The organism is Micromonospora sp. CNZ280, assembly GCF_011759515.1.
This window is the reverse complement of record NZ_JAAOYP010000003.1, coordinates 613,221-634,041: the sequence shown is the minus strand read 5'-3', so window position 1 is coordinate 634,041 and position 20,821 is coordinate 613,221. Positions and strand designations below refer to the sequence as shown.

General features: G+C 73.3%; 20 protein-coding genes. 18 read left to right on the top strand and 2 right to left on the bottom strand.

All coding sequences use genetic code 11. From position 1 onward, the window contains the following. Positions 1–14: 14 nt before the first annotated feature. The 10 genes from FHX32_RS24665 (at position 15) to FHX32_RS24620 (ending at position 9,768) form a co-directional block, all read left to right on the top strand. Positions 15–347 (top strand): YlxR family protein, encoded by a 333-nt coding sequence (locus tag FHX32_RS24665; protein WP_167187817.1) that lies wholly within the window; start codon positions 15–17, stop codon positions 345–347. 93 nt (positions 348–440) lie between these two features. Next, a complete protein-coding gene (infB, locus tag FHX32_RS24660) occupies positions 441–3,413 on the top strand; it encodes a translation initiation factor IF-2 (protein WP_167187814.1) in 2,973 nt (990 codons plus the stop codon). 90 nt (positions 3,414–3,503) lie between these two features. Continuing rightward, positions 3,504–3,797, top strand: coding sequence for a DUF503 domain-containing protein (locus tag FHX32_RS24655; protein ID WP_167187811.1), 294 nt, complete (start codon positions 3,504–3,506; stop codon positions 3,795–3,797). Positions 3,798–3,954: 157 nt separating this feature from the next. After that, positions 3,955–4,452 carry a 30S ribosome-binding factor RbfA gene (gene rbfA / locus FHX32_RS24650; RefSeq protein ID WP_167187808.1) on the top strand — a complete coding sequence of 166 codons (498 nt, stop codon included), beginning with the start codon at positions 3,955–3,957 and terminating at the stop codon, positions 4,450–4,452. A gap of 80 nt (positions 4,453–4,532) precedes the next feature. After that, the gene (locus FHX32_RS24645) at positions 4,533–5,528 is read left to right on the top strand and encodes a DHH family phosphoesterase (protein ID WP_486481346.1); all 996 of its coding nucleotides are present in this window, start codon (positions 4,533–4,535) and stop codon (positions 5,526–5,528) included. Between the two features lie 153 nt (positions 5,529–5,681). Continuing rightward, complete coding sequence (locus FHX32_RS24640; protein ID WP_167187801.1) at positions 5,682–6,089, top strand: hypothetical protein; 408 nt, start codon at positions 5,682–5,684, stop codon at positions 6,087–6,089. Next, on the top strand, positions 6,089–6,298 hold the full coding sequence (locus FHX32_RS24635) for a DUF6186 family protein (protein ID WP_199235804.1): 210 nt from the start codon (positions 6,089–6,091) through the stop codon (positions 6,296–6,298). The genes FHX32_RS24640 and FHX32_RS24635 overlap by 1 nt, the downstream gene beginning before the upstream one ends. Before the next feature lie 550 nt (positions 6,299–6,848). Further along, on the top strand, positions 6,849–7,061 hold the full coding sequence (locus FHX32_RS34650) for an AAA family ATPase (protein WP_208419180.1): 213 nt from the start codon (positions 6,849–6,851) through the stop codon (positions 7,059–7,061). A 380-nt stretch (positions 7,062–7,441) separates the two neighbouring features. Beyond that, complete coding sequence (locus FHX32_RS24625) at positions 7,442–8,395, top strand: EamA family transporter (RefSeq protein ID WP_167187798.1); 954 nt, start codon at positions 7,442–7,444, stop codon at positions 8,393–8,395. A 47-nt stretch (positions 8,396–8,442) separates the two neighbouring features. Then, positions 8,443–9,768: an MATE family efflux transporter gene (locus FHX32_RS24620; protein WP_167187795.1), complete on the top strand. Its 1,326-nt coding sequence runs from the start codon at positions 8,443–8,445 to the stop codon at positions 9,766–9,768. Between the two features lie 3 nt (positions 9,769–9,771). On the opposite strand, the gene FHX32_RS24615 is transcribed toward FHX32_RS24620, so the two are convergent. Next, complete coding sequence (locus tag FHX32_RS24615) at positions 9,772–10,746, bottom strand: hypothetical protein (protein WP_167187792.1); 975 nt, start codon at positions 10,744–10,746, stop codon at positions 9,772–9,774. Between the two features lie 153 nt (positions 10,747–10,899). After that, a complete protein-coding gene (locus FHX32_RS24610; RefSeq protein ID WP_167187790.1) occupies positions 10,900–11,202 on the bottom strand; it encodes a hypothetical protein in 303 nt (100 codons plus the stop codon). Positions 11,203–11,429: 227 nt separating this feature from the next. Between FHX32_RS24610 and truB the strand changes: the two genes are divergently transcribed. The 8 genes from truB (at position 11,430) to dapB (ending at position 20,790) form a co-directional block, all read left to right on the top strand. Further along, a complete protein-coding gene (gene truB, locus FHX32_RS24605) occupies positions 11,430–12,311 on the top strand; it encodes a tRNA pseudouridine(55) synthase TruB (protein WP_167187788.1) in 882 nt (293 codons plus the stop codon). A 112-nt stretch (positions 12,312–12,423) separates the two neighbouring features. Beyond that, positions 12,424–13,035 (top strand): IS607 family transposase, encoded by a 612-nt coding sequence (locus FHX32_RS24600; RefSeq protein ID WP_167187785.1) that lies wholly within the window; start codon positions 12,424–12,426, stop codon positions 13,033–13,035. Further along, positions 13,032–14,453, top strand: coding sequence for an RNA-guided endonuclease TnpB family protein (locus FHX32_RS24595; protein WP_167187781.1), 1,422 nt, complete (start codon positions 13,032–13,034; stop codon positions 14,451–14,453). The genes FHX32_RS24600 and FHX32_RS24595 overlap by 4 nt, the downstream gene beginning before the upstream one ends. 17 nt (positions 14,454–14,470) lie before the next feature. Next, a complete protein-coding gene (locus tag FHX32_RS24590; protein ID WP_167187778.1) occupies positions 14,471–15,400 on the top strand; it encodes a bifunctional riboflavin kinase/FAD synthetase in 930 nt (309 codons plus the stop codon). Between the two features lie 216 nt (positions 15,401–15,616). Further along, a complete protein-coding gene (gene rpsO / locus FHX32_RS24585) occupies positions 15,617–15,886 on the top strand; it encodes a 30S ribosomal protein S15 (protein WP_043962418.1) in 270 nt (89 codons plus the stop codon). Between the two features lie 220 nt (positions 15,887–16,106). Further along, on the top strand, positions 16,107–18,470 hold the full coding sequence (locus tag FHX32_RS24580) for a polyribonucleotide nucleotidyltransferase (protein WP_167187775.1): 2,364 nt from the start codon (positions 16,107–16,109) through the stop codon (positions 18,468–18,470). Between the two features lie 46 nt (positions 18,471–18,516). Continuing rightward, complete coding sequence (locus tag FHX32_RS24575) at positions 18,517–19,911, top strand: M16 family metallopeptidase (protein WP_167187771.1); 1,395 nt, start codon at positions 18,517–18,519, stop codon at positions 19,909–19,911. A 105-nt stretch (positions 19,912–20,016) separates the two neighbouring features. Continuing rightward, the gene (gene dapB / locus FHX32_RS24570; protein ID WP_167187768.1) at positions 20,017–20,790 is read left to right on the top strand and encodes a 4-hydroxy-tetrahydrodipicolinate reductase; all 774 of its coding nucleotides are present in this window, start codon (positions 20,017–20,019) and stop codon (positions 20,788–20,790) included. Positions 20,791–20,821 lie beyond the last annotated feature (31 nt).

Here is a 20,821-nt window from a genome sequence, read left to right as displayed (position 1 = left end):
GTAGACTTTCGCCAGTGGTACGACGCGCGCTGCCGGAGCGCACCTGTGTGGGTTGCCGGCGACGTGCGCCGGCCAGCGAATTGCTGCGGATCGTCGCGGTCGGCGACGAGGCTGGCTACAGCCTCCGGCCCGATCCGGCCCGCAGACTGCCGGGTCGGGGAGCGAACATGCACCCGGATCCGGCCTGCTTCGCGCTGGCGGTGCGGCGCCGCGCCTTCGGGCGTGCGCTGCGCATCACCGAGGTCCTCGACCACGGTGAGCTGGCGGAGCACGTCGATGCGCCAACCACTACGTCCGGTCAACCCGACCGGACGAGGGTCGCTAGCAAGGTAGGACGACCGACATGAGCACACGATGAAGTCGCAGAAATGACCAGGCTTCAAGTGCACGAGTGAGGTCGCTGCGGGTGCTGCCCGCACGACCTCGGAGTGAGGAGTGCAGTGGCAGGTAAGGCCCGCGTACACGAGCTTGCTAAGGAGCTCGGGGTCGAAAGCAAGACCGTTCTCGCCAAGCTCAAGGAGATGGGCGAGTTCGTCAAGTCCGCATCGAGCACCGTCGAGGCGCCCGTCGCCCGACGGCTGCGTAGCGCATTCGTCGCCTCCGCCGGCGCGCCGGCCCCGGCCGCCCCGCCGGCGGCCGCGCCGTCCCCGGCTCCGGCGCCGTCTCCGGCGCCGACCCCCGGCGAGCCCCGGATCACCGCGAAGCCGACGCCGCCCCGGCGGCCGGCGGCGCCCGGTCCGAAGCCGAAGGGGCCGGTGCCCGGTCCGCCGCAGCCGGCGGCTCCGGTCGCCAAGCCGGCGAGTGCCCACGACATCGAGGTGGCGGCCGCCGAGGCGCGTGCCGCCGCGCTGAAGGCTGAGCAGGAGGCCGCGGTCAAGGCCGCGCAGGCCGCCCGCCAGCAGCAGCGCGAGAACGTCCGCCGGGAGCCGCCGACCGAGGGTGGTCCCCGTCCCGGTCCCCGACCGGGTCCGAACGCGATCCCGCCCCGTCCGGGTCCGGCGACCGCTGGTCGTCCCGGCCCGGCCCCGGGTCCGGGTGGCCGTCCGGGCGGTCGTCCGCCGGCGCGTGGCGCCGGTAACAACCCGTTCGGCATCCAGGGCGGTCAGCAGCAGCAGCGGCCGCCGGCCGCCGGTGCGGGTGGTCCGCGGCCGAGCCCGGCCGGGATGCCGCCGCGGCCGAGCCCGGCGTCCATGCCGCCCCGGCCCAGCCCGGCCTCCATGCCGAGCCAGCGTCCCGGTCGCCCCGGCGGCCCCGGCGCGGGTCGGCCCGGCGGCGGTGCCGGTCGTCCCGGTGGCGGCGGTGGTTTCCGCGGCGGCCCCGGTGGCGGTGGCGGCGGTGGTTACCGTGGCGGCCCCGGCGGTGGCGCCGGCGGTGGCGGCGGTTACCGCGGCGGCCCCGGCGGCGGTGCCGGTGGTGGCTTCCGCCCCGGCGCTCCGGCCGGTGGCGCGGGTCGCCCCGGTGGCGGCGGTCGTGGCCGTGGCGGCGGCGCCGCGGGTGCCTTCGGGCGTCCGGGCGGCAAGCCGACCCGTGGTCGCAAGTCCAAGAAGCAGCGCAGACAGGAGTTCGACAACCTGTCGGCCCCGACCATGAGCTCGGGTGCTCCCCGGGGTCAGGGTCAGGTCGTCCGGCTCTCCCGTGGCGCCTCGCTGTCGGACTTCGCCGACAAGATCAACGCCAACCCGGGTTCGCTGGTCCAGGAGATGTTCAACCTGGGCGAGATGGTCACCGCGACCCAGTCGTGCTCCGACGACACCCTGCTGCTGCTGGGTGAGCACCTCGGCTTCAACGTGCAGATCGTCAGCCCGGAGGACGAGGACCGCGAGCTGCTCGCGCAGTTCAACATCGACCTCGACGCCGAGGTCGACGAGGACCGCCTGGTCAGCCGGCCGCCGGTGGTGACCGTCATGGGTCACGTCGACCACGGTAAGACCAAGCTGCTCGACGCGATCCGCAAGGCGAACGTGGTGGCCGGCGAGGCGGGTGGCATCACCCAGCACATCGGCGCCTACCAGGTCCACGTCCCGCACGAGGGCGAGGACCGGGCGATCACCTTCATCGACACCCCGGGTCACGAGGCGTTCACCGCCATGCGTGCCCGTGGTGCCCAGGTCACCGACATCGTGATCCTGGTGGTCGCGGCCGACGACGGCGTGATGCCGCAGACGATCGAGGCGCTCAACCACGCCAAGGCGGCCGACGTGCCGATCGTGGTCGCGGTCAACAAGGTCGACAAGCCGGAGGCGAACCCGGACAAGGTCCGCCAGCAGTTGACCGAGTACGGCCTGGTCGCCGAGGAGTACGGCGGCGACACCATGTTCGTCAACGTGGCCGCCAAGCCGGGCATCGGCATCGAGGATCTGCTCGAGGCCGTCCTGCTGACCGCCGACGCGTCGCTGGAGCTGACCGCTCCGATCGACGGGCCGGCGCAGGGTGTGGCCATCGAGGCGCACCTGGACAAGGGCCGCGGTGCGGTGGCGACGGTGCTGGTGCAGAAGGGCACCCTGCGGGCGGGCGACTCGATCGTCGCCGGTGGGGCGCACGGCCGGGTCCGCGCGATGCTCGACGAGAACGGCAACCAGGTCGCCGAGGCCGGGCCGGCGCGTCCGGTGCTGGTGCTCGGTCTGACCGCGGTGCCCGGTGCCGGCGACACGTTCCTGGCGGCCGAGGACGACCGCACGGTGCGGCAGATCGCCGAGCAGCGGCAGGCACGGCGGCGGGCGGCGGCATTCGCCAACTCCCGGGGCCGGGCCACCCTCGAGACGCTCATGGAGCAGCTCAAGGAGGGCGAGAAGACCTCGCTCAACCTGGTGCTCAAGGGCGACGTCTCCGGTTCGGTGGAGGCGCTCGAGGACGCGCTGTTCAACCTCGACATCCCCGAGGAGGTTCAGCTCAGGATCATCCACCGGGGCGTCGGCGCGATCACCGAGAGCGACGTCATGCTCGCGAGCGCCTCGTCCGAGGCGGTCACGATCATCGGCTTCAACGTGCGGGCGGCCAACAAGGTCCGCGAGATCGCCGACCGCGAGGGCGTGGAGATCCGGTACTACACGGTCATCTACCAGGCCATCGAGGAGATCGACGCGGCGCTCAAGGGCCTGCTCAAGCCGGAGTACGAGGAGGTCGAGCTGGGCACCGCGGAGATCCGCGACGTCTTCCGCTCCTCCAAGATCGGCAACATCGCCGGCTGCATCGTCCGGTCCGGTCTCATCCGCCGCAACGCCAAGGCGCGGCTGCTGCGGGACGGGTCGGTCGTGGCGGACAACCTCACGATCAACTCGCTCAAGCGGTTCAAGGACGACGCGACGGAGGTCCGCGAGGGCTTCGAGTGTGGTCTGACTCTGGGTGGCTACAACAACGTCCAGGTCGGCGACATCATCGAGACCTTCGAGATGCGGGAGAAGCCGCGCGCCTGATCCCGAGGTGACGCACTGATCGAGGGGTTTACGCCGGAAGGCGTAAACCCCTTGATCATGTGGGGGTACGTCCCGGTATCGTCCGGGGCGATGTTCACCGGAACCGCGGTCTTCGACCTGCTGCTGCCGGGCGACTCCCGGTCGCTCAAGGCCAAGAGATCATACGTACGCCCGATCGTCGCGGCGCTGCGCCGCTTCGAGGTGTCCGCCGCCGAGGTGGGCGCGCTCGACCTGCACGGTCGGGCCCAGATCGGGGTGGCCGTGGTGGCCGCCGAGGCGTCCCACGTCCGCGAGGTGCTCGACTCCTGCGAGCGGCTGGTCGCCGGCCGTCCCGAGACCGAGCTGCTGTCGGTGCGCCGCAGGCTCCACGGCGCGGAGGACTGACCCGGCGGACGGTGCCGGCGGGTGCCGGCTCGGCCACCCGGTGCCGCGCGGCGGCCCGGGCCGCGCGGGTAGTGTTCGAGATGTTGGCCGGTTGGTTCCGGCGGCGCCACGGGCGTCGTCGCCCGGCCGGGAGCGGGACGCCGTGGAGGTGGCGGAGATGACGGATCCGGCCAGGGTACGCCGGCACGCGGAGCGCATTCGCGAACTGGTCGCGTCGGTGGTGCGGAGCCAGATCAAGGACCCGCGGCTCGGGATGATCACCATCACCGACGCCCGGATCACCGCCGACCTGCGCGACGCCACGGTCTTCTACACCGTGCTCGGTGACGCCGCGGCCCAGTCCAGCACCGCCGCCGCGCTGGAGAGCGCCAAGGGCATGCTGCGCAGCACGGTGGGCAAGGCGCTCGGGCTGCGGCACTCGCCAACCCTGACGTTCGTCCTCGACGACGTGCAGGACCAGGTCAAGCACATCGACGACCTGCTCGCGGCGGCCCGCAACGCCGACGCCGAGGTGCAGCGGCTGGCCGCCCGGGCCGAGTACGCGGGCGAGGCCCAGCCGTACCGGCTGGACGAGGAGTCCGAGGACTCCGACGTCGTGGGCGAGGACGCCGAGGACGAGGACGACACCCCGCCCCGGGGCGGGGACCGGCGGTGACCGACGCCGCCAACCGGCCCGGGAGCGCCGTCGTCACGAAGGCGCCCCCGGCCGACGCCGGCCCCACCGAGGCCGACTGGATTGCGGCCGTGGCGGCCGTACGACAGCTGCCGCCCGACGCCCGGGTGCTGCTGATCTGCCACGTCAACCCGGACGGCGACGCGCTCGGCAGCATGCTCGGCTTCGGCCTCGGGCTGCGCCGGCTGGACGTACGCCGGTTGCAGGCGACCTTCCCCGGCCCGCCGGAGGTGCCCGAGCCGTTCCGTGGGCTGCCCGGGCTCGACCTGCTGGTGCCGGCGACCGAGGCGTACCCGGACCCGGATCTGGTGGTCTGCTTCGACGCGGCGAGCGAGTCGCGCCTCGGTGAGCTGGCCGACCGGCTGACCGGCGCGGGCGCCGCGGTGGTGCTCGACCACCACGCGTCCAACACCGGCTTCGGCGACGTCAACCTGGTGGACCCCCGGGCCGCGGCCACCTCGGTGGTCGCCGAGGAGCTGCTGGCCCGGCTGGACGTGCCGCTGGACGCCGGCATCGCCGAGTGTCTCTACGTGGCGCTGACCACCGACACCGGCTCGTTCCGGTTCGAGGCCACCACCCCGGCGGTGCACCAGATGGCGGCCCGGCTGCTCGCCACCGGCATCCGCCCAGGGGACATCTCCCGGCGGGTCTTCGACACCCGGCCCTTCGGGGCCGTCCGGCTCTTCGGCGAGGTGCTCGGCCGGGCCCGGCTGGAGCCGGCCGCGGCCGGCGGGCACGGTTTGGTCTGGACCTACGCCACCCAGGACGACCTGGCCCGGCACGACCAGCGGCCGTACGTGCTGGAGGCGCTCATCGACTCGGTCCGGTGCACGGCCGAGGCCGACGTGAGCTGCGTGGTCAAGCAGACCACCGCCGGCGAGTGGGCGGTCTCGCTGCGCAGCAAGGGAGCGGTCGACGTGAGCCGCGTGGCCGTCGCCCTCGGCGGCGGCGGGCACCGGTTCGCCGCCGGCTTCACCGGCCACGGGACCGTGGACGAGGTGGTCGACCGGATCCGGGCCGAACTGCCCGGCGCGCTGCTCGTCCCGACCAACGGCTGACGGCGGTGGGGTCCGGCGCGTGCGGCGCGCGGTGGTGTGGCTGGCGCGGGCGGCGCCTGCTGGGCCCCACCCGAGCGGTGAGTGGAGAGATCAGGGTCAGCTCCGGGGAGTGTTGACCTTCCCGCGTTTGGTGACGGCGGGGAGAATTGCGGGATGGAGCAGCCCCACGACCTCACCGTCGACGCGCCCCGCGCCTGGGACCGGCCCGCCGTGGCCGTCCCGGTGCTGGTCTGCCTCTCCCTGGTCGGCGGTCGGTTCCCGTCCTTCTCGACGGAGGCGAACCTGTACACCCTCGGCGCCGGCGGCGTGCTGATCTGGCTGGGCCTGAGCAACCGGGTGCCCCGGCGGCCGGCACCCGTCCGGCTCGGGTCCGGGGCGATCTGGTGGACCCTGCCGGTGGTGGTCTTCGGCGTCTTCGAGGGAGCCACCTTCGTGCTCGCCGCGGGTGACGAGTTCCCCACCTTCTCCCGGTTGGCCGACCCGTTGCTGGAGGACCACCTGGTCCGTTCGGTGGGCTGGCTGGTCTGGCTCTCCGCGTTCTGGGGGCTGGTGCGGCGATGATGCGGACGTTGGCCATCGCGGGCTTCCTGACCGCGCTGCTGCTCTTCGCCGCCGTCGAGTGGCTCGCCCGCCGGGAGGGCTCGCGCATCCCCACGCTCGGCGAGGTCTGCGCATACGTGATGCGGTACGAGGTGGGCTCGGTGCCGGTCGGCCGGATCGGGCTCTTCGGCTTCTGGTGGTGGCTGGGCTGGCACTTCCTGGCCCGGTGACCTGATCAGGTCCGAATGGCGGGAACGTTGGGCAGCATGTGGACCTGAACGATAGCTTGGGAAACGGCCGGCGCCGGGCGTGGCGGCGGTCGTGGGTGGTGGGGCCACACCCGGCGCCGCCTCCCTCCAGGGTCCACCGACCCGGGCTCACGCTGCCCCACCAGCCGCTCCGGTGACCCCGGACCACTGGCCGGGCGCTCAGCACGACCGCCCGTGAGAGCTGCCGTCCGTCGGTGGCTCGCACCCTGGAAGGGGATCACCACCATGGCGAACAAGCCCAAGCCCGAGACCACCGACGAGGCCCGCGAGCAGATGCGCCGGGCGCTGCAGACGTCGATGGACACCCGTCAGTGACGCTGACCGACCGGCGGTGACGCCGCCGACGTCGCACGCCGACGACGTCACCGCCCCACCTGGCTTACCGGCACCGTGACCGGTGCCGCCAGCCCGCCCAGCCGCCGGGCACGGTGAGCCTCAGCGCCGGCCGGTCAGGCCCTCGGCCACCCGGTCGTGCTTCCCGCCCAGGTGCCTGCGTGGCTACCGTCCACTGGTGCGCCGCATCCTCATCGCCGGCAGCCCGGGCGCCGGCAAGAGCACCCACGCCCGCGAGGTCGCGCGGCGGCTCGACCTTCCGCTGATCCATCTCGACTCCCGCCCCCGGCTGCTGCGCGGCGTGCGGGCCTGGGCGCCCGAGCTGCCGGTGGTCCGGCTCCGCAGCCGCGCCGAGGTGCGCGGCTGGCTCGCCGCACTACCCCCGCGATGAGACCCGAGCCGCCGCCCCGCGTCGGAACCCGCCGCCACCTCCGGGCGGCCGCCGCTCCACGTCCGGGTCGCCGCCGCCCGGGCCCGGCCGCCGGTGTCCGCCATGCGGGAGGTCGGATGATCGCGCCGGCAGGCGTGCGTTAGGGTCCCCGGTATGTCGTGCCGTCCGGGCCTGCTGCCCCCACCGCGCTCCTGATCGGAGCGCCACGCCGCCGGTGTGCGTCCCCCCGTCCGTGGGGTGCCCGCCGGTCCCGTAGGGCTGCCTGCCCGGGTGACGGGTTTCCCGCCGCGTCCCGCTGAGGGGTCCACGGTTCTGCTCGTCGTGCCTGCGCTCCGACAGATGTCGATCTGTCCGCGGCTCGATCCTCCTGGAGCGCACGCATGTCCCGATCCTTTCGTTCTCCGTCCCTTCCGACCCTGCCCACCGCTCGCCGACGCCCGGCGCCCTCGGCCGGTCTGCGGGTCGGCCTGCTGTCCATCACCGGTGCCGCCGCCCTGTGGGGCACCACCGGGGTCGCCGTTCAACTGCTGCGCCAGTCCACCGGGCTGACGCCGACCGGCATCGGCTTCTACCGGCTGGCCATCGGCGCGGTGGTGCTCGTCGCGCTGTTGGCCGGCCGGCTGGGCCCGATGCTGGCCGCGCTGCGGTCGGCGCCGGTGGTCCTCGTCCTGGTCGGGGTCGGCCTCGGCGCCTACCAGGCGCTGTACTTCGTCGCCGTGGCGGCGGGCGGGGTCGGCGTGGCCACCCTGGTCAGCCTGGGGCTCGCCCCCGTCCTCGTCTTCGGCTGGGAAACACTGCGCGCCCGGCGGCTGCCCGAGCGCGGCCTGCTGGGCGCCCTGGTGACCGGCCTGGTCGGCCTCGTGTTCATCACGGTGTCGGCCGGGCAGCCGAGCGCCGACGCGCCGCGACCGCTGCTCGGCCTGCTCGCCGCGTTCGGCTCCGGCGTCGGCTACGCCGCCAGCACCGTGCTGAGCCGGCACGCTGCGCAGCGGATCGCCGCGCTGACGCTCACCACGGTGTCCGCCGTGGTCGGCGCCCTGGTGCTGGCGCCGGTCGCGGTGCTCGACGGGCTCAACGTCCCGGCCCGGGCCGTGCCCGTCGGCCTGCTGGTCTACCTCGGTGTGGTCACCACCGCGCTGGCGTACGTGCTGTTCTACGCCGGGCTGCGGACCACTACGGGAGGCAGCGCCGCGCTGGTGACCCTGGTGGAGCCGCTCACCGCGGTACTGCTCGCCGGGTGGCTCATCGGCGAGACGATGCCCGCGCCGGCGTTCGTCGGGGGAGCGCTGCTGCTCGGTGCGGTGACTATCGTCCACCTCCGCGCCGGTAAGTGATCGCCACCATTGCGCTCCTTACTCGTACCGTGCCAGGATCGGCGGCGATGAGCCAGGACACCCTCACCGCGACGCGGTCGGCGTCACCCCGCCGGATCGCCGCGCTCGCCCTGCCGGCCCTCGTCGTGCTGGCCGCCGAACCGCTCTACGTGCTGGTCGACACGGCCGTGGTGGGGCACCTCGGCCGGGTGCCGCTGGCCGCGCTCGCCGTCGGCGGCACCGTGATGACCCTCACCGCCTGGCTCGGCACCGTGGTCGCGTACGGCACGACGGGTCGTTCGGCGCGACGGTTCGGGGCCGGTGACCGGGCCGCGGCGGTGGCCGAGGGGGTGCAGGCGTCCTGGCTGGCGCTCGGCGTCGGGCTGCTGGTCGCGGTCGGCATGCAGATCGGCGGCGGCCCGCTGGCGCGTACCCTCGCCGGCGGCACCGGGGAGGTGGCCGACGCCGCGGCGCAGTGGCTGCGGATCGCGGCGCTCGGCGCCCCGGGCCTGCTGCTCGCCGCGGCCGGCAACGGCTGGCTGCGCGGCATCCAGGACACCCGCCGCCCGCTCTGGTTCGTGCTCGGCCCCAACCTGCTCTCGGCGGTGCTCTGCCCGGTGCTGGTCTATCCGGTGGGGCTCGGGCTGACCGGTTCGGCGGTAGCCAACGCGATCGCCCAGACCATCTCCGGCGGGCTGTTCGCCGCCGCGCTGATCGGCGAGCGGGTCGCCCTGCGGCCCCGGCCGCGGTTGATCCGGCACCAGCTGGTGCTCAGCCGCGACCTGCTGATCCGGGGCGTGGCCTTCCAGGCCAGCTTCCTGTCCGCCACGGCGGTCGCCGCCCGGTTCGGCGCCGCCGCTGTCGGCGCGCACCAGATCGCCCTGCAACTGTGGTTCTTCACCGCGCTGGTGCTCGACGCGCTGGCCATCGCCGCCCAGTCGCTGGTCGGCGCCGCCCTCGGCGCCGGCGACGCGGTCGGGGCCCGGGCGTTGGCCCGCCGGGTCGCGCTGCTCGGCGCGGCCTGCGGGGTGGTGTTCGCGGTGCTGATCGCCGCCGGCGCCAGCGTGGTCCCCACCTGGTTCAGCTCCGACCCGCAGGTACGCGAGCAGGCCATGGTGGCCTGGCCGTGGTTCGCCGCGATGCAGCCGCTGGCCGGGGTGGTCTTCGCCCTCGACGGTGTGCTGATCGGCGCCGGGGACGTGCGCTACCTGCGCAACCTCACCGTGGTGTCGGCGCTCGGCGGATTCCTGCCGGCGATCTGGCTGGCCTACGGCCTGGATCTCGGGCTGGGCGGGATCTGGGCCGGGCTGACCCTGTTCATCGTGCTCCGGCTGGCCGCCCTGCTGCTGCGGCTGCGCTCCGGCGGCTGGGCCGTGGTCGGCGCGGTGCGCTGATCCTCAGCACCGGGTCGTGGTCGGCGCCGGCGCGTCGAGGTCGAAGATGTCGCCCGGGTCCCCGCCGGGCAGGCGCTCACCGTGCAGGTCCGGCATCCACGTCGCCACCTGTACCCAGCCGTCGCGCAGCCAGCCGCAGTCGGCGTTCCAGGCGACCGCCCGGGCGGACGCCAGCCAGAGTCCCCGCCCGGAGGCCGGCATGTCGCCGGGGTGCGGGACCTGCCACACCACCCGGTCGCGGATGGCCACCAGGCCGGCGCCGGGCGGCGCCTTGCGGGCCACGTCGAAGGAGTACACCCAGACGAACTCGGTGGTCACCTCCAGCAGCCGGACACCCTCGGCCCGGGTGGCCCGGTAGCTGATCCGTCCCTGGGCCCGGATGTCGGGCTCCCAGCCCGACCGGGACTCCATCCGGGTGGCGTAGCGCAGGAAGGACGAGTCCTCGAAGTGCGGGCGGAGCTGCTTGCGCGCGTCCGGGGCGAGCCGGGCGAGGAACGGCTCGACGTCGCCGACGAGCATGTTGGTCTCCAGCCGGCTCTCGACCAGCGCGGCGCGGACCGAGGCCAGCGCGGCGCGCACCTGGGCGGCGGTGAACGGCCCCTGAGCGGTGGCCGCCGGCAGCACGACGGCGTCCTCGGCGCTGGGGAAGGCGGCGGCCGGGGTGCCGGCGAACAGATCGCGTGGCATGCCCACCTCGCTGCTCGGCAGCGGCGTCGGGCTCTGCGTCGGCGCGGAGGTCGCCGCGCGGTACCCGTCGGCGGTCCGGAGCACCAGCCATCCGCCGCCGGCGAGCATCGCCAGGGCGAGCGCGATGCCGAGACCGACCACCAACGCGCCGTTGTGCCGCGCCCAGGCGAACCGGACCCGGTCCATCCCGGCCGGCCGGTGCTCGGCTTCCGGCGGCCGCATCCAGTCCGGTAGCCGCACCGGCGCGACGTCGGCGAACGCCCTCGGCCCGGCGGCGCCGGGCGGTGCCACCGGCCCGGCGGCCGGCCTCGACCGGCCGGCCGGTATCGCGCCAGCCGTCGCCGGGGACGGCGGCTCGGGCGGGGCAGCCGGCTGTCCGGGTGACGGCTGTCCGGTCGGCGCGGGAGTGCCGGCCGATGGGTCGGCGCTCATCGGGTCCCGGGGTCACAGCTCGCCGCGCAGCATCTTGTGGAACAGGTAGAGCGTGCCGGTGACCAGGGCGGTCGCCGTGACCGCGACGCCGAAGAACGACAGGATCGCACTCACCACCGGGTGTCGCTCGCTCCACCGGGGGCGGTCCCACCGCCGCCACAGCGCCCGGCGGGCCGCGCGCAGCGCTGGCACCTGCTCGACCAGTTCGGAGACGCGGCGGCCGAGGGTCCGCCGGGCCGGAGTCGGGTTGCGCATCCACTCCGGCAGGTCGACCTGCGGGCGATGTTCGTGTGCGGGCGGCACGTCGGGGGTCATCGTGCTCCTGTCGGCGGTGGCGGGCCGGTTCCGGCTGGCGCCGGCCGCCGGTCGGAGCCCCGGGGGGCGAATGATCTTCGCACCTGTGGCGCGGTGCCCGCCGCCCCGCCCGCCGGTCCACCGGCAAGATCGGCCGACCGGCGGAACCGTGCGGTGGCCGGACGTCGGATCCCGGTGGCGTCCACCGCCGGCGGCCCCGGCCCGGCCGTCTGGCAGGCTTGGGGGTCGTGAGCACAGACGGTCTGATCGTGGTCGACAAGCCTGGCGGCATGACGTCGCACGACGTGGTGGCGCGGATCCGCCGGCTGGCCCGGACCCGCCGGGTGGGCCACGGCGGCACGCTCGACCCGATGGCCACCGGGGTGCTGGTGATCGGGGTGGGCCGGGCCACCCGGCTGCTGACGTACGTGATCGGCGCGGGCAAGGGCTACACCGGCACCATCCGGCTCGGCCAGGCCACCGTCACCGACGACGCCGAGGGCGACGTGATCGCCACCACCCCGGCCGGCCGGGTCACCGACGACGCGATCCGGGCCGCGCTGGCCGCGCTGACCGGCGAGATCGACCAGGTGCCGAGCGCGGTGAGCGCCATCAAGATCGACGGGCAGCGGGCGTACAAGCGGGTGCGCGAGGGGGAGAGCGTCGAGCTGCCCGCCCGCCGGGTCACCGTGTCCCGGCTCGACGTGCTGGCGATCCGCCGTGCGGGCGACGTGGTGGACGTGGACGTGGCCGTGGACTGCTCGTCCGGGACGTACATCCGGGCCATCGCCCGGGACGCCGGCCTGGCGCTCGGGGTCGGCGGCCACCTGACCGCGCTGCGGCGTACCGCGGTGGGCGGTTTCACCCTCGCCGAGGCCGCCACCCTCGACGAGCTGGAGCAGCGCGCGCCCGAGGTGGTCAACCTGCCGCTGGCCGCGGCGGCCGACCGGTTCTTCGCGCGCCGCGACGCCGGCGCGGACGAGGCGAAGGTGCTCTCCCACGGCGGGCCGCTCGACCCGGTCGGGATCGCCGGCCCCTACGCGGTCTTCGACCCGGCCGGCACGTTGATCGCTATCGTCAGCGAGCGGGACGGTCGGGCCCGCGCGGAGATCGTGCTCGCGCCGGCCTGACGGCGGGGCGAGGTCCGGAGGGTGAGCCCCCAGGTCGCTCAGCCTGCGCCCGGCGGAGGAGGGGCCGATCAGTGGGGGAGTTCTTGTCTACTGTTGCGTATAGTTCGCTGATGTGGGCAAGATCTATCGGATAGGAGAGTTCGCGGAGCGTATCGGGCGGTCGACGAGCACTGTGCGCCGCTGGGAGTCCGAGGGGCGCCTCGTAGGCAAACGCACCCCATCCGGGCAGCGGTACTTCGACGAAAGCGACGTTCGGAAGGTCCTCCGACCCAACTTCGCCGAACAGGCCCGTCGGACCGTCGTCTACTGCCGGGTGTCGTCACCAGGTCAGAAGAATGATCTCGCCGCGCAGGTCGCAGCCATGGAGCAGTTCTGCCTCGCCCGTGGACTTGCGGTCGACGAGTGGGTGTCCGAGATCGGCGGCGGCATGAACCTGCGCCGCAGGAAGCTCCTCGCGCTCATGGATGCCGTGGACCGTGGCGAAATCAGCACGATCGTGGTAGCGCACCGAGACCGACTGGCCAGGTTCGGGGTCGACTTCCTGGAGCATGTCGCGAACCGCAACGACTGCGAGATCATCGCGGCGAACCAGGAGTCGCTATCGCCGCAGCAGGAGCTTGTTGAGGATCTACTTTCGATCGTGCACACCTTCTCGTGCCGCCTTCGCGGTCTGCGTCGCTTCGAGAGGGCCCTGAAAGACGAGTTGCCAGGCGGTGGCCGGTGAAGGTCACCCGCATCGCCTACTCGGCTCGCCTCAACCCGGGCAAGTATGTTGCTCTGCTAGAGCAGGCGCGGCGCCTTGGCCGGGTCAGGTCCGTGGTGTGGCAGCGATTCGGCTCCGTCGCCGGAGCGGCGTTGCGGGACCGGCAGGTCCGCGATCGGTGGCTGGCCGACGGCGCCGCATGGCGGTTCGGGGTGCCGGCGAACGCGTGGAAGGAGACCCTCCGTGATGCGATGGCTGACATCGCCGCGAACCGCGAGGCCGCGAAGGCTGACGTTCGTCGCACGGTCGCCCGACGGACGGTTGATCCGGTCGAGCGGAAGCGGTTGTTCGCCCTGCTGAAGGCCGACCGGTGGGCCGAGGACGCCTACCTGTCCCGGCTGATGCGTAGGCGCTGGCGGCGGGGCAAGAACCACACCCACGACCAGATCATCGTGCGTGCCGATAAGGCGCGTACCTACACCCTGACCGACGGCGGGAACGTGTGGCTTGCCGTCCCGGGCCTTGAACCGCGCAAGCCGGTCATGGTTCCGCTGTCCACGACAGTCGCTCCGTCGGGAACGCTGCGTCTGATCCTGCGTGGCGGCCGCGTCGAGGTCCATTACCAGTACGACGCCGCGGACATGCCGTCGTCGCGGCGACCGTGCGGTGACCGGAAAATTGGTGTCGACAAGGGCTACACCGAAGCGCTCACCGATTCCGACGGCGACCACCACGGTGCCAACCTAGGCGCGCTGCTGACCGCCGCGTCGGACCGACTGACGCAGCGCAACCGGCGTCGTGCGAAACTTCGCTCGATCGCTAACAACGCCACTCAGCGTGGCAAGCACGCCAAAGCCGCCCGCATCAAGGCGAACAACCTCGGCACGGCAAAGCGGGACCGACAGGCTACCCGGCGGCGTGCCCAGATTCGGACGGAGATCTTCACAGCCGCCCACAGCGTGGTCGACAAGGCCAACCTCGTCGTGGCCGAAGACCTCACCAAGACTTTCGCCGGGCGCAAGAAGCTTGGCAAGAACATGAGCCGGCGCCTCGCTGCATGGACGAAGGGTGTCACCGCCGAAGCGCTGGAGAATGTGTCGGAGCGCAGAGGTTCTGCGTTCGTGCTGGTAAACGCCGCCTACACGTCACAAGTTTGTCCTCGATGCGGCGGCCTCGGCCACCGTGACGGGGATCGGCTTCACTGCACCGGTTGCGGGGTCGTGTGGCAGGCGGACCATGCCGCCGCGATCAACGTCCTGCGAAGACACGGTGACCCCGACATCACCCTCCACACCCCCCATAAGCGGGTGAAGGGAATCTTGCGGGCACGGGCCGATCGCCATCGGATCAGACTGCCGATCCAGGACTCTAGCCGGGCTAACGACGGCGGAGAGCGAATCATCCAACCACGCCCATCCCTGCACAGGGGTGAGCGGTGAAAGGAAGCAGGAGCAGCATGCAGCGGTGGCGGGGGTACGACGCGGCGCCCGGTGGCTGGGGGCGGTCGGTCGTCACCATCGGCGTCTTCGACGGGGTGCACCGGGGGCACCAGGCGACCATCGGGCACGCCGTGGCCCGGGCCCGGGAACTGGGCGTGAAGTCGGTGGTGGTCACCTTCGACCCGCACCCGGCCGAGGTGGTGCGTCCCGGCTCGCACCCGGCGGTGCTCACCGAGCCGGCCCGCAAGGCGGAGCTGATCGAGGCACTGGGCGTCGACGTGCTGTGCGTGGTGCCGTTCACCCCGGAGTTCTCCCGGCTGCCGGCCGAGGCGTTCGTGCACGACGTGCTGGTGGAGCACCTGCACGCGGCACTGGTGGTGGTGGGCGACAACTTCCGCTTCGGGCACCGGGCGGCCGGCGACGTGGCGCTGCTGGAGCGGCTCGGCCGCACCTTCGGCTTCGGGGTGGAGGCCGGCCCGCTGGTCGCCGAGGCGGGCACCGTCTTCTCCTCGACCTACATCCGCTCCTGCGTCGACGCGGGCGACGTGGGCGCGGCGGCCGCCGCGCTGGGCCGCCCGCACCGGCTGGAGGGGGTGGTGGTCCGCGGCGACCAGCGCGGCCGCGAGCTGGGCTTCCCCACCGCCAACCTGCTCTGCCATCGGTACGCCGCGGTGCCCGCCGACGGCGTCTACGCGGCCCGGCTGGTGCGCCGCGGGCAGGGCGAGCCGCTGGCCGCCGCGGTGTCGGTCGGCACCAACCCGACCTTCTCCGGCCGGGAGCGGCGGGTGGAGGCGTACGCGCTGGACTTCACCGGCGACCTCTACGGCGAACGGCTGGCTCTGGACTTCGTGGCGCACCTGCGGGGCCAGATCCGGTTCGACGCGGTCGAGCCGCTGATCGCCCAGATCGAGCAGGACGTGGAGCGGACCCGCCGGGCGCTCGGCTGAGCACGCCCGGCCGGCCGGTCGCCGGGCGCGGACGCCCGGTTCGCCGCCCTTGACCGGCCGGGGCCCGGGTGGGCTGGTAGTCTTGCGGGGACGTCGGCTGACCGACGTGGGGCCTCGCGTGCCTGCACGACGCCGCGGGTGCGAGGTACCGGTCCGTTTCCGGTCCCCTGACCGATCCGACGGACACCATCGAACAACCCACGAAACAGGGAGAACATGGCGCTCGACCAGGAAGCCAAGGCCAAGATCCGCGCGGAGTACGCGACCGCCGAGGGCGACACCGGTTCGCCGGAGGTGCAGGTCGCGGTCCTGACCAAGCGGATCGCGGAGCTCACCGAGCACCTGAAGGTGCACAAGCACGACCACCACAGCCGCCGCGGGCTGCTGCTGCTGGTCGGCCGCCGCCGTCGGCTGCTCAACTACGTCCAGAAGAAGGACATCAACCGCTACCGGTCGCTCATCGAGCGGCTCGGTCTGCGCCGGTGACGTGACGGGGGAGTGGCCGCAAGGCCGCTCCCCCGTTCCACACCACAGAAGAACAGGGCCGCGCGACCACCCGAACAGGGAGCCGGTCAGCGTACCGGTCTCCGGTAGTGGCCCCCGGGAACCCGGCATCTCGCCGCCACCCGGGCGCTTCGATCGAAGACCGGCCGTCTGAGCAGCTCCCCGCGTCGTGGGCCCCCGATGCGAAGGAGCACGACCGCACATGACCGAGAGCAACCTCGGCACCCAGTCCCGCACCGCCGTGATCGACAACGGGTCCTTCGGCACCCGTGAGGTCACCTTCTCCACCGGCCGGCTGGCCCGGCAGGCCGCCGGCTCCGTCATCGCCCAGCTCGGCGAGACGGTGGTCCTCTCCGCCACCACCGCGGGCAAGCAGCCCAAGGAGCAGTTCGACTTCTTCCCGCTGACCGTGGACGTGGAGGAGCGGATGTACGCCGCGGGCCGGATCCCCGGCTCGTTCTTCCGCCGTGAGGGCCGGCCCAGCGAGGACGCCATCCTCACCTGCCGGCTGATCGACCGGCCGCTGCGCCCGTCGTTCGTCAAGGGCCTGCGCAACGAGGTCCAGGTCGTCGAGACCGTCCTCGCGCTCGACCCGCAGCACCCGTACGACGTGGTGGCGATCAACGCCGCCTCGATGTCGACCAAGCTCTCCGGCCTGCCGTTCTCCGGCCCGATCGGGGCCACCCGGATGGCCCACGTCGACGGCCAGTGGGTCGCCTTCCCGACCCACGAGGAGCTGGAGCGGGCCACCTTCGACATGGTGGTGGCCGGCCGGGCGCTGCCCGACGGCGACGTCGCGATCATGATGGTCGAGGCCGAGGCCACCGAGCACACCGTGAAGCTGGTCGCCGGCGGCGCCCCCGCCCCGACCGAGGAGGTCGTGGCCAGCGGCCTGGAGGCGGCCAAGCCCGCCATCCGCGAGCTGTGCCGGGCGCAGAGCGAGCTGGCCGAGGTGGCCGCCAAGCCGGTCGCCGAGTTCCCGGTCTTCCTGGACTACTCCGACGACGCGTACGACGCGGTGGCCGAGCTGGCCCGCGGCGACGTCGCCGAGGCCCTGAAGATCGCCGGCAAGGCCGACCGCGAGGAGGCCCTGGACCGGATCAAGGCCCGGGTGGCCGAGGAGCTCGGCCCGCGCTTCGAGGGCCGGGAGAAGGAGCTCAGCGCCGCGCTGCGGTCGCTGACCAAGTCCGAGGTCCGCAGCCGGGTGCTGCGCGAGCAGGTCCGCATCGACGGCCGCGGCCCGCGCGACATCCGCCCGCTGACCGCCGAGGTCGGCGTGCTGCCGCGGGTGCACGGCTCGGCGCTGTTCGAGCGGGGCGAGACCCAGATCCTGGGTGTCACCACGCTGAACATGCTGCGCATGGAGCAGTCGCTGGACACCCTCTCCCCGGAGAAGTCCAAGCGCTACATGCACAACTACAACTTCCCGCCGTACTCCACCGGTGAGACCGGCCGGGTCGGCTCGCCGAAGCGGCGCGAGATCGGCCACGGCGCGCTCGCCGAGCGGGCGCTGATCCCGGTGCTGCCCTCGCGGGAGGAGTTCCCGTACGCCATCCGGCAGGTCTCCGAGGCGCTCGGCTCGAACGGCTCCACCTCGATGGGTTCGGTCTGCGCTTCGACGCTGGGCCTGCTCAGCGCGGGCGTGCCGCTGAAGGCGCCGGTCGCCGGCATCGCCATGGGCCTGATCTCCGACGAGGTCGACGGCAAGACCCAGTACGTCACGCTGACCGACATCCTCGGCGCCGAGGACGCGTTCGGCGACATGGACTTCAAGGTCGCCGGCACCCGGGACTTCGTGACCGCGCTGCAGCTCGACACCAAGCTCGACGGCATCCCGTCCGACGTGCTGGCCGCCGCGCTCCAGCAGGCCCACGAGGCCCGGCAGACCATCCTCGACGTGATGCAGCGGGCGATCGAGGCGCCGGCCGAGATGTCGGACTACGCGCCGCGGGTCACCACCGTCAAGATCCCGGTCGACAAGATCGGCATGGTGATCGGCCCGAAGGGGCAGACCATCAACGCCATCCAGGACGAGACCGGCGCCGAGATCTCCATCGAGGACGACGGCACCATCTACGTCGGCGCCACCAACGGCCCGTCGGCCCAGGCGGCGGTGGAGCGGATCAACGCGATCGCCAACCCGACGCTGCCCAAGGTCGGCGACCGGTTCCTCGGCACCGTGGTGAAGACGGCCGCGTTCGGCGCGTTCGTCTCGCTGCTGCCGGGCCGCGACGGCCTGCTGCACATCTCCAAGGTGGGCGACGGCAAGCGGGTCGAGAAGGTCGAGGATTTCCTCAACGTCGGCGACAAGGTCGAGGTCGAGATCGCCGACATCGACCAGCGCGGCAAGATCTACCTGGACAAGGTCCGCCCGGAGGGCGCCGAGGCGCCGGCCGCGGGCGAGGCCGCCGGTGGCGAGCGGCCGGCCGGCCGGGACCGGGGCGACCGCGGCCCGCGCGACCGGGGTGACCGCGAGCGCGGCGGCGAGCGGGGCGGCCGTGGCCCGGAGCGGGGCGAGGGTGGCGAGGGCGGCGAGCGTCCGCGCCGCCGGACCCGGCACAGCTGACGCCTGACCATCGCACCACCCACCCCTCGTCGATCTGGAGCACCACGTGAGTCGGGCCGCAGCTGCGCCGTTTCCGCCGGATCGACGGGGGGTGGTCGGGTCCGCCGGGGCCGCCCGCGTCGGCGGCGCCGCCCGGGCGGTCACCCGGACCCTGAGCGACGACCCGCTGGGCGGTATGGTGCGCCGTACCGTGCTGCCCAGCGGGCTGCGCGTGCTCACCGAGGCGATCCCGGCGATGCGCAGCGTGTCGTTCGGCATCTGGGTAGCGGTGGGCTCCCGGGACGAGACCGGCCCGCAGTCCGGCGCCGCGCACTTCCTGGAGCACCTGCTCTTCAAGGGCACCCGCAAGCGCAGCGCGCTGGAGATCTCCTCGGCGATCGAGGCGGTGGGCGGCGAGACCAACGCCTTCACCACCAAGGAGTACACCTGCTACTACGCCCGGGTGCTCGACGAGGACCTGCCGCTGGCCATCGACGTGATGTGCGACCTGGTCGCCGACTCGGTGCTCGACCCGGCCGACGTGGAGACCGAGCGGGGCGTGATCCTCGAGGAGATCGCCATGCACGACGACGAGCCCGGCGACGAGGTGCACGATCTGTTCGCCCGGGCCGTCTACGGTGACCACCCGCTCGGCCGGCTGATCTCCGGCACCGAGGAGACGGTCACCCCGATGACCCGGCGGCAGATCCAGGGGTTCTACCGGCGCCGCTACGTCGCGCCGCAGATCGTCATCGCGGCCGCCGGCAACCTGGACCACGCCGCCGTGGTCAAGCTGGTCCGCCAGGCGCTGCGCGGCACCCCGCTGGACACCGACCCGGCGCCGCCGGCGCCGCACCGGCCGGCCACCCCGGCGGTACGCACGAAGGTCGCGACCACCCTGGTCGAGCCGAAGGAGACCGAGCAGGCGCACGTCATCCTCGGCTGCCCCGGCATCGACCGCATTGACGGGCGGCGGTTCGCCCTCGGGGTGCTCAACAACGTGCTCGGCGGCGGCATGTCGAGCCGGCTGTTCCAGGAGATCCGGGAACGCCGCGGCCTGGCCTACTCGGTCTACTCCTACGCCAGCCAGTACGCCGACACCGGCCTGTTCGCGGTCTACGCCGGCTGCGCCCCGGGCAAGGTCGACGAGGTGCTGGAGCTGACCCGGGCCGAGCTGGCCCGGGTGGCCGGCGACGGGCTGACCGAGGCGGAGGTCGCCCGGGGCAAGGGCATGTCGAAGGGGTCGTTCGTGCTCGGCCTGGAGGACACCGGCTCGCGGATGAGCCGGCTGGCCAAGGGCGAGCTGCTCTACGGTGATCTGATGCCGGTCGACGAGCTGCTCACCCGGGTGGACGCGGTCACCGTGGACGACGTCAACGCCCTCGCCGCCGAGCTGCTGAGCCGGCCGATGTCGCTGGCCGTGGTCGGCCCGTTCGGCGAGCACGACTTCGCCGCCCGCTGACCGCCGGGGGCCGCGCCGGCGGGCCGTGGCGGTTCGTTCGGATGGCGGTGGGAGGGTGGCCCACCCGCGGGGTGGCGGCGTCCCGATTGGGATAGGTTGTGCCCCGTGACTGACGAGCAGGAGAAGGGCGCGGCCGAGCCGATCCGGGTCGGCGTGCTGGGCGCCCGCGGCCGGATGGGCGTCGAGGTGTGCAAGGCCGTCGACGCGGCCGGCGACCTGGAGCTGGTGGCCATGGTCGACCAGGGCGACGGCCTGTTCGCCGCCTCCGACGCCGGCGCCGAGGTGGTCGTCGACTTCACCACCCCCGACGTCGTCATGGACAACCTGCACTGGTGCATCGACCAGGGCATCAACGCGGTGGTCGGCACCACCGGCTTCACCGAGCAGCGGCTGGAGCGAGTGCGCGGCTGGCTGGCCCGCAAGCCCGGCGTCGGCGTGGTGATCGCGCCCAACTTCGGCATCGGCGCGGTGCTGATGATGCAGTTCGCCGCGCGGGCGGCCCGGCACTTCGAGTCGGTCGAGATCGTCGAGCAGCACCACCCGCGCAAGTTGGACGCGCCGAGCGGCACCGCCACGCACACCGCCCGGCTGATCGCCGCGGCCCGCGCCGAGGCCGGGCTGGGCCCGGCGCCGGACGCGACCAGGGACGAGGTCGCCGGCGCCCGGGGCGCCGACATCGACGGGGTACGGGTGCACGCGGTGCGCGCCACCGGGCTGGTCGCCCACCAGGAGGTGCTCTTCGGCACCACCGGCGAGACGCTGACCATCCGGCACGACTCGTACGACCGGGCCTCGTTCATGCCCGGCGTGCTGCTGGCCGTGCGCGCGGTGCGCAACCGCCCGGGCCTGACCGTGGGCCTGGACGCCCTGCTGGACTGAAATCGCTGGCCCGGTCTTCGGGCGGCCCCTA